We start from the raw sequence: 16,015 nt of genomic DNA, 5'->3' as shown, positions 1-16,015 counted from the left end.
TGGTTCGGCTAAAGCCGGGACGCTTACCCCGTATAGGGTGGTGTTCAGGCGCCATTCTTCTTCGCATGTCTAATTTTCTGCTCAATCGGAGCACTCCTCTATGTTTCGCTATTTCGAAAACCTCGTTGACCCTTTTGGCTCCTATAAAGAAGCCGACGCGCCGCCGACGCGGCTGTGGCCGTTCATGCTGGACTATTCGCGGCCGTTCTATCGGGTGTTTGCCTGGGCGGCGCTGATCTCGATCATCGTTGCCGGGGTTGAGATCGGGTTGATCGCCTATATGGGTCGCGTGGTCGATCTGCTGGGTGGAACTCCGGCAGAGGTCTGGCAGAACCACGGGACCGAGCTGTTGCTGATGGCTGCGTTTGTCCTGCTGCTGCGTCCCTTGCTGCATTTGATCGACGTACTGCTGCTCAACAATACAATTCTGCCGAACTTTGGCACGCTGATCCGCTGGCGGGCACATAAACACGTTCTGCGTCAGTCGGTTGGCTGGTTCGAGAATGACTTTGCCGGGCGGATTGCCAACCGGATCATGCAGACCCCTCCTGCCGCGGGCGAGGTGGTGTTCCAGGTCTTTGACGCGATTTCGTTCTCGCTCGCGTATCTGATCGGCGCGGCGATTCTGCTCTATGCGGCAGACCCGCGATTGTTGATCCCGCTGCTGATCTGGTTCGCGCTTTATGCGCTGTTGGTGCGCTGGACGATCCAGCGCGTTGGCCCGGCGTCCAAAGCAGCATCCGATGCGCGCTCGACCGTGACGGGGCGTGTGGTGGACAGCTATACCAATATCCACTCGGTCAAGATGTTCGCCCATGGCCGGCAAGAAATGGATTATGCCCGCGAAGCCATTGAAGAGACGCGCCGCACCTTCCAGATCGAAATGCGGATATTCACCATAATGGACGCGGTTCTGGTCACATTGAACGGCCTGCTGATTGTGGGCGTCGTGGGATGGGCTATTTCCCTGTGGATGCAGGGCACGGCTTCGGTTGGTGTCGTTGCGGCGGCGACGGCCTTGACGCTGCGCCTGAATGCGATGACCGGGTGGATCATGTGGGCGCTGACCAGCTTCTTCCGCCAGCTTGGCATCGTCGCTGAGGGGATGGAAACAATCGCCCAGCCCATCGACTTACTAGATGCGCCTACAGCGAAGCCATTGCAACTGAGCGAGGGTAAGATCGAAATCAACGATCTGTCGCACCACTATGGCCGCGAGGCCGGAGGTTTGGACCACATCAACCTGACCATTCAACCGGGCGAGAAGATTGGCCTGATCGGGCGCTCTGGGGCCGGAAAATCGACCCTAGTAAAGCTTCTTTTGCGGTTTTACGACGTTGAACGAGGGGCCATTCTGATCGATGATCAGGACATCGCGCAGGTCACGCAGGACAGTTTGCGCAGCCGTATCGGCATGGTCCAGCAGGACAGCGCTTTGCTGCACCGGTCGGTGCGCGACAATATCCTCTATGGCCGTCCGAACGCGACCGAGGATCAGATGATCGCCGCCGCCAAACAGGCCGAAGCGCATGAGTTCATTCTCGACCTGCAGGACCCTCAGGGCAGAACCGGGTATGACGCGCATGTGGGTGAGCGTGGCGTGAAGCTATCAGGAGGTCAGCGGCAGCGGGTCACGCTGGCGCGGGTCATTCTGAAGGACGCGCCGATTTTGCTGTTGGATGAGGCGACATCCGCCCTAGATTCCGAGGTCGAAGCGTCCATTCAGGAAACCCTTTACGGTATGATGCAAGGAAAAACCGTGATTGCTATTGCCCACAGGCTCAGCACCATCGCTCAGATGGACCGTATTCTGGTGATGGATGCGGGCCGGATTGTGGAAGAGGGCGCGCATGCCGACCTTTTGGCGCAGGGTGGCCTTTACGCGCAGTTCTGGGCGCGGCAATCTGGCGGCTTCATGAATCCGGAGGCCGCTGAATGAGGGTTGCCGACCTCATCAACCCGTTCAAGAACATCGAGACGCCCCCACCGCAAACGCTGGGGGCGTTTATTCGCTGGAGCCTGTCAGGCGCCTGGCCCATGCTGTTTGTCGCGGCGGCGTTCTCGGCGATCGCTGGCGCGATGGAGGCGGCCACCGCCTGGATTCTGGGCCGAGTGATCGACGTCGCCACCTCGGGCGGGTCCGAGCGTTTTCTGGCCGCTGAGAATATCTGGATGATAGTCGGCGCGGCAGCGTTCTTCATGGTGATCCGCCCAATCCTGTTCGGCCTGTCCTCGGTGTCGAACAACTACATCGTCATGCCGAACATCCCGCCCTTGGTTCTGGCCAAGCTGAACCGTTGGACACTGGGTCAGTCAGTCACCTATTTCGACGACGATTTTGCCGGTCGGATTGCGCAGAAACAGATGCAAACCTCGAACGCGATGGCCTCGGTCGTGTCGGAAACGATCAGTGCAATTGTCTTTGCTTTGGCGTCTCTTGTTGGATCTTTGCTTTTGTTAGGGTCTATTCACCCGTTGGTGATGCTGCCCTTTGCGGGTTGGCTGGTGGTCTATTTCATGCTGGTCCGCTGGTATCTGCCCCGCATTCGCAAACGCTCGGCCGCGCGGGCGGGCGCACGGGCGATGGTGTCGGGGCAGGTGGTGGATACGATCACCAATATCAAAACCGTCAAGCTGTTCGCCCACTCCGCTTATGAAGATCAGACAGCGCGAAACGCGATGGTCGACCTGCGCGAAAGATCTCTGGATTTCGGCAAGCTATCCGCCACCTTCCGGTTCATTCTGATGGTTCTGGCAGGGGTTCTGCCCGTTATGCTGCTGGGTGCAACGCTATGGCTTTGGCAACTGGGGATGGCTACGGCCGGAGATATTGTGGCGGCAGGTGCGGTTGCGATCCGCATTTCCCAGATGACGGGCTGGGTCAGCTTTACGCTGATGGGTCTCTACGCCAATGTTGGCGAGATCGAAAACGGCATGAAAACGCTGGCCAAGCGGGATCGGGTTGAAGATGCCGCAGCAGCCAAGGACTTGGTTGTGTCTCTGGGCAGCATCGCTTTTGAGGCGGTCAGCTTTGCCTATGGTCGGGATATTGGCGGGGTTTCTGATCTGAACCTGACGATCGCACCGGGCGAAAAGCTGGGCATCGTTGGGGCGTCAGGTGCGGGCAAATCCACCCTCGTTTCGCTGTTGTTGCGGCTCTATGACGGGGAAAAAGGCGCGATTTCGATTGACGGGCAGGATGTGTCGCAAGTAACCCAAGACAGCCTGCGCCGTCAGATCGGGATGGTCACGCAGGAAACCGCCATGTTCAACCGTTCAGCGCGTGAGAATATTCTGTATGGCCGCCCCGATGCGTCCGAGGCCGAGATGATCGAGGCCGCCGAGAAAGCTGAAGCGCATGAGTTCATCCTGAGCCTCGAAGACGCGCAGGGCCGGAAAGGCTACGACGCGCACTTGGGTGAGCGAGGCGTGAAACTCAGCGGTGGACAACGGCAGCGGATCGCCCTGGCCCGTGCCATTCTTAAGGACGCGCCTATCCTTGTGCTGGACGAGGCGACCTCGGCGCTAGATTCCGAGGTCGAGGCCTCGATCCAGACTGCGCTGCATCGGGTGATGGAGGGTAAAACCGTGCTTGCCATCGCGCATCGCCTGTCGACCCTCAGCGAGATGGACCGGATCGTCGTGCTGGATCAGGGGCGGATCGTTGAAGCCGGCACGCATGAGGCGCTTTTGGACCAGGGCGGGCTGTATGCGCGGTTCTGGCATCGCCAGTCGGGTGGTTTCATTCAGGCCGAGGCCGCAGAATAAGGGTTTTGTTGCAGACAAAGCCCGGCTATCAGGCCCCCATGACGCAGCAATTCACCATCAACCGCCTTGGTCATCAGGGTGACGGCATCGCAGACGGCCCTGTCTATATTCCCCGAACTTTGCCGGGCGAAGTGGTCAGCGGAACCTTGGTCGGCCAGCTACTGGAAGACATGAGGGTGGAAACCCCGTCCGATCAACGGGTTAAAGCCCCTTGCCGCCACTACAAAGCGTGTGGAGGCTGCCAGTTGCAGCACGCCTCAGACGCCTTTGTGGCGGATTGGAAGGTGGAAATCGTGCGCGCAGCGCTGTCAGCACAGGGCCTCGAGGCCCCGATGCGGCCGATCCACACTTCACCCGAGCGGTCTCGTCGGCGGGCAACGATTGCCGTGCGGCGGACGAAGAAAGGCACGCTGGCCGGATTTCACGGCCGCGCGTCCGACACGATCACCGAAATCCCGGATTGCCATCTTCTGGATCCGGCTTTGATCGAAGCGATCCCGGTCGCCGAGGCGTTGGCGCTGCTGGGTGGCAGCCGCAAAGGTGTACTGGCGGTTACGCTGACCCTGTCCGAGGGTGGTCTGGATATCGCGGTGTCAGGCGGCAAGCCCTTGGACGGCCCGCTGGAGCTTGCCTTGGCACAAGCGACCGAGAAACACGGGCTGGCGCGCCTCAGCTGGGATGGTGAGGTGATCGCGATGCGGCAACCGCCAGTCCAGCGCTTTGGAATCGCCGGGGTCATCCCGCCACCGGGGGCCTTTCTGCAGGCCACAAAGGACGGAGAACAGGCTCTAACACAGGCTGTTTTGGAAGCCACGCAAGGTGCAAGGCGGGTTGTGGACTTGTTTGCCGGGAGTGGAACCTTCTCTCTACCGCTCGCGCAGGAGGTCGAGGTTCACGCGGTCGAAGGTGAATCCGCTATGACGCAGGCACTTAATCAGGGATGGCGCAAGGCCACGGGGTTGAAACGCGTCACCTGTGAGGCCCGTGATCTGTTCCGGCGCCCACTAATGCCGGATGAGTTCAAGGGCTTTGATGCCGTGGTCCTTGACCCGCCGCGTGCGGGGGCCGAAGCGCAGGTCGCAGAACTTGCGCAGGCGCAGCCCCCGGTGATCGCCTATGTCTCGTGCAACCCCATTACCTTTGCGCGGGATGCAAAAACGCTGGTTGATGCAGGCTACGCCCTTGAATGGGTGCAGGTCGTTGACCAATTTCGGTGGTCGTCCCATACGGAACTGGCCGCGCGGTTTGTGCTGAACCCCGCACGTTAAGGAGACAGCAACCCATGGCGTTCAAACAGCGCTTGCAGAGCATCATCGAAGCCCCCCTCTTCGGGCAGTTCATCACGGCTGTGATCATCTTTAACGCGATCTTGCTGGGGATGGAGACCTCACCGACGCTGATGGACGCGGCTGGGTCGCTGATCGTCATTCTCGATAAACTATGCCTTGCGGTTTTTGTGGTCGAGATCGCGATGAAGCTGATCGTCTCAGGTCGCAACTTCTTCAAGAGTGGTTGGAATCTATTCGATTTCACGATCGTTGGCATCGCTCTGGTCCCAAGCGCGGGCGGTCTGTCAGTGCTGCGGGCCCTGCGAATCCTGCGGGTCTTGCGTGTGATCTCGGTTGCGCCGCGTCTGCGCCGGGTGGTCGAAGGTTTTATCTCGGCCCTTCCGGGCATGGCCAGCGTGTTCCTGCTGATGGCGATTCTGTTTTATATTGGCGCGGTGATCTCGACCAAGTTGTTCTCTTATTCCTTCCCGGCTTGGTTTGGGGATCTGGGCCTTTCAGCCTATACGCTGTTCCAGATCATGACGCTGGAAAGCTGGTCCATGGGCATCGTGCGTCCTGTGATGGAGGTCTACCCCTACGCCTGGCTGTTCTTTGTGCCCTTTATTATGGTCACCACCTTCGCGGTTGTGAACTTGCTGGTCGGTCTGATCGTGAATTCGATGCAGGATGCGCACCACGCCGAGGACGAAGTGAAGACCGATGCCTACCGAGATGAGGTGCTAGAGCGGCTGGAAGCCATAGAACGCCGACTAATTGAGCAATCAAACATCAAAAAGTGATTTCAGTTTTTTCAGTTTTTGGCATAATACCCAAAAAAAAGCAGCAGGCAGTGAATCATGGATCGTCGAGCATTTGGATTGGGTGCAATGGCAACGCTGAGCCTTTCGGCTTGTGCCTCAGCCGGACCCAGATTTCTGACATATGATGGACCCGAGGTGACCTCGCTGGTCGTCAACAAGAGCGCGCGCAAGATGTACCTTTTGCATCATGAGCATGTCTTGCGGGAATATGATGTTGATCTGGGCTTTGCGCCCAATGGCACCAAAACCAAGCGTGGTGATGGTCGGACCCCAGAGGGGAGCTACCTGATCGATCGGCGCAACCCGAGAAGCCGCTATCATCTGTCTTTGGGTATTTCCTATCCCAACTCACAGGATGTAGCTCAGGCCAAGGCGGCGGGCGTTGATCCGGGTGGTGATATCTTTATCCACGGTCAGCCCAGTCTGCGGTCGGAGCTTAAGCGCGCCAAGAAGACCCCGGACTGGACCGCCGGATGCATCGCCGTCAAGAATAACGAGATCGAAGAGATCTATGCGATGGTCAACAAAGGTACGCTGATCACTCTGCGTCCCTAGCGCCAGGGCCCAAACCCGAATTTCGCATAGTCGCGCTGGTAGGCTTTTGCTGCCAGCGCTTCGAGCTGTGCGTCGTAGATCTCTTCCAATCTGTAAGGCGTATCTGCGGCGCGGATTTCAGGCGTGGGTGGGTTTGCGTTCCCCAAGCTTGTGGCGAGATCGGGCAGAGCCGTCTGCAGGTCATCCTCTCGCAGGATCAGGTCGGGCAGGGCGATTGGCGTCATGGCCTCAATCACCTTTGACTGGCTGCACCACATCGCATCGACCCTGATCGGGGTCTGGCCGTTCAGATTGTGATGCAGGAAGGTCAGGAAAGCTGCAAACGCCGCATGGTGCTGGTCTTTCGAGTAATTCTTTTCACGCAGCTGTCCGGGAATCGGCAGTTTGAACCTATTGCGCAGCATGTGGCGGATATCGGCATAGTCCTCATGGTCTTTAGCTAGAACATAGTTACAAAACGCAGTATGCGCGCGGGCGATCGGATGTTGCAGAACGGTGAATTTGCGGAGCCCAGGATGGGCTTGCATCCAGCTTTCGACCGCGTCCGGGGTGTCGTGCAAAGCATCCTCGTCGCATCCATCCATCCGCGCCAGCCACTGGGTAACAACAGGCTCTAACCCACCAGGAACAGGTAAAAATAGCAGTGGTGTTGTTGGAGCCGCTATTTGTCTTTGCAGCTTTGGGGGGCGTCGAGGTTCCAGATCCGGCGTGCGGTGCAGGGCGAAACGGTCCATCCCTGACACTGCACGCGCCATCTCGTCCGGGTTGGTCACCTTGGTCACGGCGGCTGACGGGTTCTGCGGCTTGAGCGTATCGTCAAGCGCATCCAACCGACCATCGACTCCCAGCCACTTGGCGAGACCGTTCAAAACCTCAAGATCGTCCAGGTCATCATAGTTGATGTAAAAGGCGGTCTGGCCCGATCTTTGCAGGTGGTTCAGCAGAGACGTCTGATAAGAGGCAAGGGTGTCGACGTAGTCCGAGAACTCAGCCGCGTCGAATGCGACCGTTTCCTCCAACCGGCGCTTAATGTTCTTCAACTGCCATTGCTTGGTTTTCCGAACGATCTTCAGCGACAGATAGCTGTCCAGCGGATTGCGGCTGAGGATAATTTTGGCGCAGAGCGGGTCGTTCAGGACCTCAGGCAAGACACGCGGGTCGTGTTCCTGAAAATACCGAAAGCCGTGCAACGCGTCCGGGGCCGTGCGGATGGCTGCTAGAAGTCTGTCCGGATCGTCGTCCCTTTCGTCCAGTGTTAGACCCAGAATCTGGTCTGATTTCACCCGCCCGATGAAATGCGGGTTGAAGGCCTCGCCATGGCAGGTGAGGCCGTCGATCCGGTTCAGGTTGGCCTCTAACAGGTTTGATCCGGTGCGCATCGCACCCATGATCACGAACGATTCAAAGAGACCGGCCATCGGGGATCACTGCACCAGATAAGGTTTGCGGAAAGGCTTGGTGCGGGTTCCAAACACATCATCGACGGGGAAATCGCCCATCAGTTGCGGATGCATGCCCTGGTTCTTGAGGTTCTGGAGAAACTGCCCAAAGCCCGCCAGATCGACCATCAGCGGGGCCTCGGTCAGGTGGCGAGCCGTCTGTGGCGCGATCTCGTCCAGAATGGTTTGAAGAGGTTCCATTGGGGCCTCAATGAAATCTGCCAGTGTCCAGCTCCGTACACGCGCCTTTGTCCAAACCGAGCTCAGCACTTCAAGCTGTTTGCTCTCGATCTGTTGCAAGCGGGCGGCTTCGCACCGGATATCGGCGAAGTTCATGTTTGACCGGAACAGCGGGATCGCCCACGCCCCGGTAATCACCGAGATCTGCGCGTTCTTGTCCCGCGCCAGAAACCAGTTGATGTCCTGCGTGTCCCGCGGGCCGAACTGGAAACATTGGCGTTGGCCGCGCGTGTTCCAGATCAGGTTCGACAGGAAAGCCTTGGGGTTATAGTCGCGCAACGTGGCACTGTCGCTAAGCGCGCCATTGGTGATCGACTCACCCTCAGCGAATTCGGCGCGGTTCGGAGCAAAAAGGTGCCCGTGGACGCGAGTGTTGGTCGTAGTCTCCAGCCAGGTTTCGAACTCCTCAAACAGGTCCGAGAAGCCCTGAAAAACCGAATACCCCGCCGCCGTCAATCCGTTCTCGCTCCCGTGGCGGGGAAAGCGGCTTTGCATATAGAGGCCATCACGCCCATGGGTGCGCCGTTCGACCGCCTTTGAGAAGACTCGGTCGATCTTGCCCGGGTTAGGCTCGGCCGGTCGTATCGCGCTGGACTGGTCGGTCAGGAAAGAGTGATAAAGTCTCTCGGCCCGGGGCCAGATTTTACGGGCAACAAAGCAGTCCGACCGGCGTAGCAATTGCAGATGATCATCGTAAAAGATGTGGGGCCGCCCCTGGTAATCGAATTTCGACAGGGTCAGTGACCGGCTTTCGATATGCGTGGAATAGAGGCGCGCGAGGGTCTGAAAATAGCTTTCATCCGGTATCCAGACATGGCGGAAATAGCGGTCATAGACCTTACGCCTGGGGTCCTGCAAAATGGCCGAGAGGGTCTGCCGGGTCAGGCACCACCATTGGCTGCCCATATGCGGAGTCAAGCCATCGGGAATGCGGCGGCGCATGCCGGTCGCCCGTTGCAGTTTTACATAGGCGTCAAACAGTTTGCGCTGATTGCGCCAGGAAAACGGGAAGCGCAGGGTAAAGCGTTCATGGTCCAGCCCACCGATCGTCCAGCTGACATCAGCGGTTGTAGCGCTTTCGATAAAATCGACGCGGGGACGGTCGGAAAGGTAGTCGATCAGCTCTTGCACCGGGCGCAGAGGCAGACAGGCGCCGGACGACAGGAAGACATGCCGCACGTCTGGGAAGGCCTCCAGCATCTGCTCGGATGCGGATTGTGAGGCGGCCACGATACCCCAACGGCCCCAATCGCAAGTACGACGATCCGAGAAACCGATCAGAGGGTTGTCCGCACAGGAGGCGACAAAGCTTGAATACGTCTTTTCGGCGACCTTGCCGTCCACGTGGATCACAACCGGGCAGCCCGCGGCGGTCCAGTGGCGGGCGACCTGCTCGGCCCGGTCCAGAGCCGTGTGGACCAGCATGACGATGCCCAGCGAACTCATGCCCAGTTGCCTTTCGACATGAGGCCCAGAATCTCAAGCTGGCGCCAATTGATGTATTGTTCCGACCAATCGCAGCGGAAAACGGGCTGCTCCTCTAACTGTTTGGCGTAGGCCTTGTACTCACCGGAACCACGATAGTGCTGATTGCGCTGCATCTCTTCGCGCGCCTTGTCGCCAAGCGTGTTGATCAGCTTGGCATGCAGCAGCGCGCCACTGGTCTTTTCCCCACCCCATTCGTCATAAACTTGGTTCAAACCCCTCGGCAGCAGCGAATGGGTCGAGCTGATATAGACATAGCGCCGATCCCACTTCACTAAGGGTATCTTGTTCAGCGCCGGGGCCTTCGAGGGGGTGTCCTGAAAGAAAACACGGGCCCTTGGGCCACCCTGAATCCATAGGTTCTTATATTCGGGATTCTTGGAAATCATGTAGTTCCCGGCATCGAACCAACGCGCGATTTCAAACGGGTCCTGACCCTCATGGTAGGGTTCGTCGTCTACGGGACCTTCGGGATACATGTCGATCAGCATGGTGCCGAAACTGCGCACCGCACAGCTGTCCAGCCAATCCGTCAGCGCGCTGATCGGGCGTGTGTCGCAAAACGGATAGATAAAGAACTCATCCGGATCGACGGTCAGAACCCAATGCCCATGCGCGTATTTGCGCAGCAGATAGTTGGACCAGTCCAACCCGAACCCCGCCTTTTTATAGCTGGTTTTCGTCTGCCAGACCGAGACATCTGGCTGCGTACGCAGAAACGCGAGACTGCCGTCGTCGCTGTCATTATCGACAAACAGAAAATGGTTCACGCCCAGCTTGCGGTAGTATTCCAGAAAGAAGGGCAGGCGGATCTTCTCGTTACGAACAACGCTCATCAGCAACACATCGTCCGGGCGGATTGCGGCGGTATTGGTGCTGATGGGCTTTAGCTCACGCCGTCTTTTGACGCAGCGCACGAGACGGCGCTTGCGCCGCAACCTCATGCGATAAGACTCCAAAAGGCCCACGCGACTGCCCAACCCTTGTTATTGACGCGAGCGTCCCCGGATTGATTGCTGAGTGTCCAACATCCGGGTTCCGCCGACTATGCCATTTTTTCATCTTGAGGGGCAATGCATTTACAACAGGTTAGTAATCCTGGCCCTGCTGATCCGACCAGCCCCCTGCATTCATCAGCCCCAACTGCTGTAGTTTTAACCAGCCGGTGTAAGCCTCGGACCGCTCCGTCCACATATCCGGCTGCGCGATGATCCCATCATAGTATGTCTGGAATTGGTCGGGATCATGAAAATGCTGGCGGCGCTGTTTCTCGATTTGCGACTTTTTGGCGATCTCGGGCAAAAACTTCGTGTGCAAAAGCACGCCCGACGGCGCGGCTCCGTTCGGCCCATCATAAAGCGCATTCAGGTGACGTGGTAACGCGGAATGGGTCGAGTTTACATAGGCATAGCGCCGGAACCACTTGATCAGAGGGATCTTGTTCAAAGTTGGTGAGCGCTGGCGTGTATTGGCGAAAAACACCCGCTCACGCGCGCCGCCCTGGACCCATAGGTTGCCCATCGGGGTCTGCCGCTGCGCGCGGTAGGGGCCGGAGTCGAACCAGTTCAGGACCTCGGTCGGATCACTTTCCGGGTTATGGGTTTGCGACCCGAGCGGGCCTTTCGGGTAGAGATCCAGCATCAAGGCACCGAACCCGGCCCGGCCTTGCCCCTCCAGCCAGCGGGTGAGGTCTTGCAACGGCTGGGTGTCGTGATGCGCGTAGATCAACAGCTCATCCGCGTCGACTGTCAGGCACCAATGGCCGTGACCGTACCGGATTTGCAGCGAGGTCAGCCAATCCAGCCCAAAGCGCGCGGCGCGGTAGCTGGCCTGAGTGTGCCAGAGCGATACGTCTGGTTGCTGCGCGAGATACTCGGTCGATCCGTCGTCGCTGCCATTGTCCACGACCAGAAAATGGTCGACGCCCAAGGCGCGGTAGTGCCGGAAGAACCACGGCAGACGGTCCAATTCGTTGCGCAGGGTGGTGAAGGCCAGAATACCTCCGCTCTGGATATCCGAGGTTCTGTTCTGCAAACAGGTCAACTGGTGGCGGCTGCGCCAGGATCTCCACAGCAGCCTGCGCCGTTTCCACCGCAGCCGGTATTTCTGGGCCGGGCTGATGCGAGGAAATTGGGCGCTGACGGGGGTCAACGGCGGCTCATTTCTCGTAGGCACCGGTTTGATGCCAACGCCACGCGTCGGTGATCATCGTCTCTAACGTTGAGCATTTTGGCCTCCAGCCCAGCTCACCCTCGGCGCGGATCGAGCCTGACACCAGCTTGGTACAATCGCCTGCGCGGCGGGGTCCGACGCTATAGGGAACAGCGCGGTTGGTTACGGTTTTGGACTGCTCGATAACCTCAAGGACCGAGAACCCCGAGCCGGTGCCCAGATTGAACACTCGGCTGTCCTTGCCCTGTTGCAGCCAGTTCAGGCCCAGAACATGCGCGTCGACCAGATCGCAGACATGCACATAGTCGCGGATGCAGGTGCCGTCGGGCGTATCATAGTCGGTGCCGAACACGGTCAAGCCATCCCGTTTGCCATCTATCGCATCCAGCATCAGTGGGATCAGATGGGTCTCAGGGCGGTGGAACTCTCCCACCTCGCCTTCGGGATCGGCACCGGCCACATTGAAATAGCGGAAGATCACATGGCGCAGGCCATGAGCGGCTTCAAAGTCCCGCAGGATATCCTCGATCGCGCGCTTTGAGGCTCCATAGGCGTTGATCGGGTGCTGGGGCGTGTCCTCATCCAGTACAACATTGTCCTGATCGCCATAGGTCGCGCAGGTCGATGAAAATACGAAATCCAGACAGCCTGCGGCCACTGCAGCTTCGATCAGAGTCAGCGAGCCAGTCACATTGTTCGACCAATAGCGCGCGGGCTCTTTCATGGCCTCGCCAACCTGGCTGAGCGCGGCGAAATGCATCACGGCCATAGGCTGATATTTGGCAAAAACCTCATCCAGCCGCGCGCGGTCAAGCAGGTCGCCCTGTTCAAAGGGGCCAAACTTGACCGCATCCTGCCAGCCGGTGACTAGGTTGTCGTAGGTCACCGGTACAAAGCCCGCTTGCGCCAACGCCTTGCAAGCGTGAGAGCCGATGTAGCCTGCGCCACCCGTGACAAGGATCGTTTTCATATCAGGTCCATTGGTCATATTTGGGCGCTTCTACGCCAGATTCGCAGGTTTGGTCAGGGGGAAAAGGGATCACTCCAGCCCCATATCCGCCATCATCGCTTCGATCTTGGGCACGTCCTGAGGGTTGTTCAGCTCCCAGAACTGGCGACCTTTGGCTTCGACCTCGACGCATAGAACCTTGCGGCCGTTTTCCATGAAGCGCAGCTGTTCCAGACCTTCCAACTGCTCTAGCGGGCCAGTGGGCCAGCTGGGATAGGCGGCCAATGCATCCGGGCGGTAGGCGTAGACACCTACATGGTGAAACACCGGGGTTGGATCTGTGCCCGCATAGCTGTCGGATGTGAAGGGCACCACCTCTTTCGAGAAATACATTGCACTGTTATCGCTGGCAAAAACGGCCGTCGTGCCGCCGACACGCCCGTGTTTGCGATCATTGAGCAGGCTGTTCAGCGCATCCCCGTCGCAGCGTAGAACGGGTGTGGCGACACCGGCCTCGGGCGCGGCGCGCAGGCCCGAGATCAGGTCTTCGACAAACCAATGCGGTGTCAGCGGCGCGTCGCCTTGCAGGTTTACGATGATCTCATAACTACCGCCCAAAACCTCATGCGCCTCGGCACAGCGTTCGGTGCCATTCTGGCAGGCTTCCGAGGTCATCACGACCTCGGCCCCGAACCCTTCGGCAGCCTCCCGGATGCGGTCGTCATCTGTGGCGACAACCACCTTATCTACACCTGACACAGACTTGGCCGCTCGCCACGAGCGTTCAATCAGTGTCATAGCTTGGCCCTTCGTGCCGGTCAGCGGCACCAAAGGCTTGCCCGGATAACGGGATGAAGCATAGCGGGCGGGAATGGCGATCAGAACGGACATCAGGCTTCCTTCAACTCAACACCCGGAGCGTAGGCGATGAAGAACGGGTTTGCATAGCCGTCCTTGCCATAGGTCAGGGGTGTGTGGTCGTCGAACCGGACCACTTGACCACCAGCCCCTGCCAGTACAGCGTGCCCGGCGGCGGTGTCCCACTCCATTGTGCGACCAACCCGTGGGTAGAGATCCGCCTCGCCCGTTGCGACCAGACAGAACTTGAGGGACGAGCCCGCGCTCTTGCTGTCCTGCACCTGATATTTGTTGATGTAATCCTCGGTCGCCTGATCCCGATGCGATTTGGAGGCGACGATCAAAAGGGCGGAATTGTCTGGGTTAGAGACTGAAATCGGCGTGATCTCCCCGGCGTGAGCCTTGTCCAATGCGCCGGTTTCCTCGACCGATTGCCCATCGGCTTGGGTGTAGAACATGCGACCGCGCGCAGGGGCATAGACGACGCCGCGCGTGGGGGTGCCGTTTTCGACCAGTGCGATATTGACGGTAAAATCTCCGCGCCGATTGATGAACTCCTTGGTGCCATCCAGCGGATCAACGATCAGGAATGTCTCGCCCTTCTCGGAATGCGAGGCGGCCTGTTCTTCGGTCACCAGCAGGATGTCGGGGAATGCGGCGTGCAGCCCTTCTGAGATCAACGCATCGGCGGCCTCATCAGCCTCGGTCACAGGGCTTTCGTCGGATTTGACCTTCACATCGAACGTATCCGAGTTGTAGATCTCCATGATCTTGTCACCGGCTTCCAGTGCCAGACGTCGGATGACGGGGATAAGGGCGTCGTAGGTCACAAAAAAGCTCCGATTTGATAGTTTGTTGATCGAATATGGTGACGGACTTATGATGTGCTGGTTACCGAACGGCAAGGTATTCGTGAAAGACTGAGGTCAACAGAGCAGGAAAGACCCGACACGTGTTCTATTTCAGGAATAACAAGACCCTGCTGGGTGGTGCCTTCACCACGGCCGAGCTGATCTTTCATGCGGTTGTGCGAGATATCCGGACCCAGCACTCGAACGCGGTGGTCGCGATTATCCGAAGTGTTGTTCAAGTCCTTGCGATGGTTCTCGTGTTCTACCTGATCATGTCATTTATGGGCACACGGGTGGCCAAGGTGCGAGGCGACATTGTTTTGTACCTCTTGTCGGGTGTGTTCCTGTTCATGTTGCACATCAAATCGGTAAAAAAGGTCGCGGGTGTCGGGGCGGGTAACAACCCAATGATGCTGCATTCACCTATGAATATGGTGATCACGATTTTGGCCACGGCTTTTGGGACGCTCTACACCATGATGGTGACGATGTTTGTCATCCTGTTCATCTACCATGCCGCGGTAAATCCATTGGTAATCGAACAGCCCGGGCCTGCCTTTGCTATGGTCCTTTTGTCATGGTTCACCGGATGTGCGGTGGGGTTGGTTTTGATGGCGCTGCGGCCTTGGTTTCCAATGACGGCAGGCATTCTGACCACGGTGTACCGACGGTTGCAAATGATCTTCTCTGGCAAGATGTTTCTGGCCAATGCACTGGGCGGATACATGTTGATGTTGTTCGCTTGGAACCCGCTTTTTCATTTGATTGACCAGTGTCGCGGTTATGTTTTCCGAAATTATTACCCGCGCAACACAAGCTGGGAATATGCGGTCTGGGTTGGCGTCGCGCTGCTAATGATCGGCCTGCTGGGCGTTTTCTTCACCAAGAAACATGTTTCACAAAGCTGGAGCGCGCGCCGCTAACGCGCAACGCGCAGGGTTAGGTTGATCCGCCCGCCTTTGGGCAGCAGTTTGGATGATTTGAACCGGATGCGGTCCACACCGTGATAAGTCAACCGCGCAGGGCCGCCCATGATCACCACATCGCCTGAGTTCAGCCAAAGGGATTCCGTCTTGCCTCCACGTGTTGTGTTGCCGATGCGGAAGAGCGCGTCATCGCCGAGCGAGACCGACAACACAGGCCACGAGAAATCGGCCTCATCTTTGTCCTGATGCAGGCCCATCTTCGCGTCTTCGCCATAGTAGTTGATCAGGCAGCAATCCGGTGCGCGCTCTGGGCCCACCAGATCTTGCCAGATCGCAAGGACAAGTTCGGGGATCTTGGGCCAGTTCATGCCCCCGGGATGCTGGTCCTGATAGCGGTAGCCCGCCTTGTCCGTCACCCAGCCCAAATCTCCGGCAGACGTCATGCGCACCGACATTTCTTTGCCCGATGGTGTCATGGGGCGGAACAGGGGTGCGGATTTCAGAATCGGGCGCAGCGCGTCTATCAACCGGTTCTGGGCGGCATTGTCCAGATAGCCCTTCCTGATCTCAATTCCCCGTAAAAGCAGCCGAGCCATGCCGGATTCCCCATTCCTTACCAAATCCTTGCCAAAAAAGGCCGCAGATTCCCGAAAACCTGCAATTCAGAATGCTTGCAGGCCTCT

At 58.3% G+C, this 16,015-nt stretch carries 14 protein-coding genes; 6 read left to right on the top strand and 8 right to left on the bottom strand.

The genetic code is table 11. The features are described 5' to 3' along the window. The first annotated feature begins 100 nt into the window (after nucleotides 1-100). The 5 genes from ACR0KL_RS10270 to ACR0KL_RS10250 are packed head-to-tail and all read left to right on the top strand — an operon-like array spanning nucleotide 101 to nucleotide 6,412. On the top strand, nucleotides 101-1,939 hold the full coding sequence (locus ACR0KL_RS10270) for an ABC transporter ATP-binding protein (protein ID WP_480776979.1): 1,839 nt from the start codon (nucleotides 101-103) through the stop codon (nucleotides 1,937-1,939). Continuing rightward, nucleotides 1,936-3,768, top strand: a complete 1,833-nt coding sequence (locus tag ACR0KL_RS10265; protein WP_480776978.1) for an ABC transporter ATP-binding protein — start codon at nucleotides 1,936-1,938, stop codon at nucleotides 3,766-3,768. The genes ACR0KL_RS10270 and ACR0KL_RS10265 overlap by 4 nt, the downstream gene beginning before the upstream one ends. Nucleotides 3,769-3,806: 38 nt before the next feature. Next, nucleotides 3,807-5,036, top strand: coding sequence for a class I SAM-dependent RNA methyltransferase (locus ACR0KL_RS10260; protein ID WP_170660941.1), 1,230 nt, complete (start codon nucleotides 3,807-3,809; stop codon nucleotides 5,034-5,036). A 14-nt stretch (nucleotides 5,037-5,050) separates the two neighbouring features. After that, nucleotides 5,051-5,836: an ion transporter gene (locus ACR0KL_RS10255; RefSeq protein WP_170380232.1), complete on the top strand. Its 786-nt coding sequence runs from the start codon at nucleotides 5,051-5,053 to the stop codon at nucleotides 5,834-5,836. Nucleotides 5,837-5,893: 57 nt separating this feature from the next. After that, complete coding sequence (locus tag ACR0KL_RS10250) at nucleotides 5,894-6,412, top strand: L,D-transpeptidase family protein (RefSeq protein WP_170380233.1); 519 nt, start codon at nucleotides 5,894-5,896, stop codon at nucleotides 6,410-6,412. On the opposite strand, the gene ACR0KL_RS10245 is transcribed toward ACR0KL_RS10250, so the two are convergent. From ACR0KL_RS10245 to cysQ, 7 genes are all read right to left on the bottom strand, one after another. Further along, complete coding sequence (locus ACR0KL_RS10245; protein ID WP_480776977.1) at nucleotides 6,409-7,830, bottom strand: nodulation protein NodH; 1,422 nt, start codon at nucleotides 7,828-7,830, stop codon at nucleotides 6,409-6,411. The genes ACR0KL_RS10250 and ACR0KL_RS10245 overlap by 4 nt on opposite strands. Before the next feature lie 6 nt (nucleotides 7,831-7,836). Beyond that, a complete protein-coding gene (locus ACR0KL_RS10240) occupies nucleotides 7,837-9,537 on the bottom strand; it encodes a DUF5927 domain-containing protein (RefSeq protein ID WP_170680706.1) in 1,701 nt (566 codons plus the stop codon). After that, on the bottom strand, nucleotides 9,534-10,520 hold the full coding sequence (locus ACR0KL_RS10235; RefSeq protein ID WP_170680709.1) for a glycosyltransferase family 2 protein: 987 nt from the start codon (nucleotides 10,518-10,520) through the stop codon (nucleotides 9,534-9,536). Before ACR0KL_RS10235 ends, ACR0KL_RS10240 begins: the two co-directional genes overlap by 4 nt. Before the next feature lie 145 nt (nucleotides 10,521-10,665). Then, the gene (locus ACR0KL_RS10230; RefSeq protein ID WP_480776976.1) at nucleotides 10,666-11,727 is read right to left on the bottom strand and encodes a glycosyltransferase family 2 protein; all 1,062 of its coding nucleotides are present in this window, start codon (nucleotides 11,725-11,727) and stop codon (nucleotides 10,666-10,668) included. Between the two features lie 7 nt (nucleotides 11,728-11,734). Then, nucleotides 11,735-12,718 carry a UDP-glucose 4-epimerase GalE gene (gene galE, locus ACR0KL_RS10225; RefSeq protein ID WP_170680841.1) on the bottom strand — a complete coding sequence of 328 codons (984 nt, stop codon included), beginning with the start codon at nucleotides 12,716-12,718 and terminating at the stop codon, nucleotides 11,735-11,737. Between the two features lie 69 nt (nucleotides 12,719-12,787). Then, nucleotides 12,788-13,588, bottom strand: a complete 801-nt coding sequence (locus ACR0KL_RS10220) for a 3-deoxy-manno-octulosonate cytidylyltransferase family protein (RefSeq protein WP_170680714.1) — start codon at nucleotides 13,586-13,588, stop codon at nucleotides 12,788-12,790. Then, nucleotides 13,588-14,385, bottom strand: coding sequence for a 3'(2'),5'-bisphosphate nucleotidase CysQ (cysQ, locus tag ACR0KL_RS10215; protein ID WP_170680717.1), 798 nt, complete (start codon nucleotides 14,383-14,385; stop codon nucleotides 13,588-13,590). Before cysQ ends, ACR0KL_RS10220 begins: the two co-directional genes overlap by 1 nt. A gap of 122 nt (nucleotides 14,386-14,507) precedes the next feature. Here cysQ and ACR0KL_RS10210 point away from each other — a divergent pair, with 122 nt between their 5' ends. After that, a complete protein-coding gene (locus tag ACR0KL_RS10210; protein WP_170680720.1) occupies nucleotides 14,508-15,329 on the top strand; it encodes an ABC-2 transporter permease in 822 nt (273 codons plus the stop codon). Here the strand turns inward: ACR0KL_RS10210 and ACR0KL_RS10205 are convergent. Beyond that, nucleotides 15,326-15,928 carry an alpha-ketoglutarate-dependent dioxygenase AlkB gene (locus ACR0KL_RS10205; RefSeq protein ID WP_170680723.1) on the bottom strand — a complete coding sequence of 201 codons (603 nt, stop codon included), beginning with the start codon at nucleotides 15,926-15,928 and terminating at the stop codon, nucleotides 15,326-15,328. The genes ACR0KL_RS10210 and ACR0KL_RS10205 overlap by 4 nt on opposite strands. Between the last annotated feature and the right edge of the window lie 87 nt (nucleotides 15,929-16,015).

It is taken from the genome of Ruegeria sp. C8 (genome assembly GCF_056537565.1).
Note: the sequence above shows the minus strand (reverse complement) of the source record. Positions and strands in the feature narration are given on the sequence as shown.

Bases quoted from the DNA above. Each gene is read 5' to 3' on its own strand.
- ACR0KL_RS10270 (WP_480776979.1), top strand. From the start codon at position 101: ATGTTTCGCTATTTCGAAAACCTCGTTGACCCTTTTGGCTCCTATAAA.
- ACR0KL_RS10265 (WP_480776978.1), top strand. From the start codon at position 1,936: ATGAGGGTTGCCGACCTCATCAACCCGTTCAAGAACATCGAGACGCCC.
- ACR0KL_RS10260 (WP_170660941.1), top strand. From the start codon at position 3,807: ATGACGCAGCAATTCACCATCAACCGCCTTGGTCATCAGGGTGACGGC.
- ACR0KL_RS10255 (WP_170380232.1), top strand. From the start codon at position 5,051: ATGGCGTTCAAACAGCGCTTGCAGAGCATCATCGAAGCCCCCCTCTTC.
- ACR0KL_RS10250 (WP_170380233.1), top strand. From the start codon at position 5,894: ATGGATCGTCGAGCATTTGGATTGGGTGCAATGGCAACGCTGAGCCTT.
- ACR0KL_RS10245 (WP_480776977.1), bottom strand. From the start codon at position 7,830: ATGGCCGGTCTCTTTGAATCGTTCGTGATCATGGGTGCGATGCGCACC.
- ACR0KL_RS10240 (WP_170680706.1), bottom strand. From the start codon at position 9,537: ATGAGTTCGCTGGGCATCGTCATGCTGGTCCACACGGCTCTGGACCGG.
- ACR0KL_RS10235 (WP_170680709.1), bottom strand. From the start codon at position 10,520: ATGAGGTTGCGGCGCAAGCGCCGTCTCGTGCGCTGCGTCAAAAGACGG.
- galE (WP_170680841.1), bottom strand. From the start codon at position 12,718: ATGAAAACGATCCTTGTCACGGGTGGCGCAGGCTACATCGGCTCTCAC.
- ACR0KL_RS10220 (WP_170680714.1), bottom strand. From the start codon at position 13,588: ATGTCCGTTCTGATCGCCATTCCCGCCCGCTATGCTTCATCCCGTTAT.
- ACR0KL_RS10205 (WP_170680723.1), bottom strand. From the start codon at position 15,928: ATGGCTCGGCTGCTTTTACGGGGAATTGAGATCAGGAAGGGCTATCTG.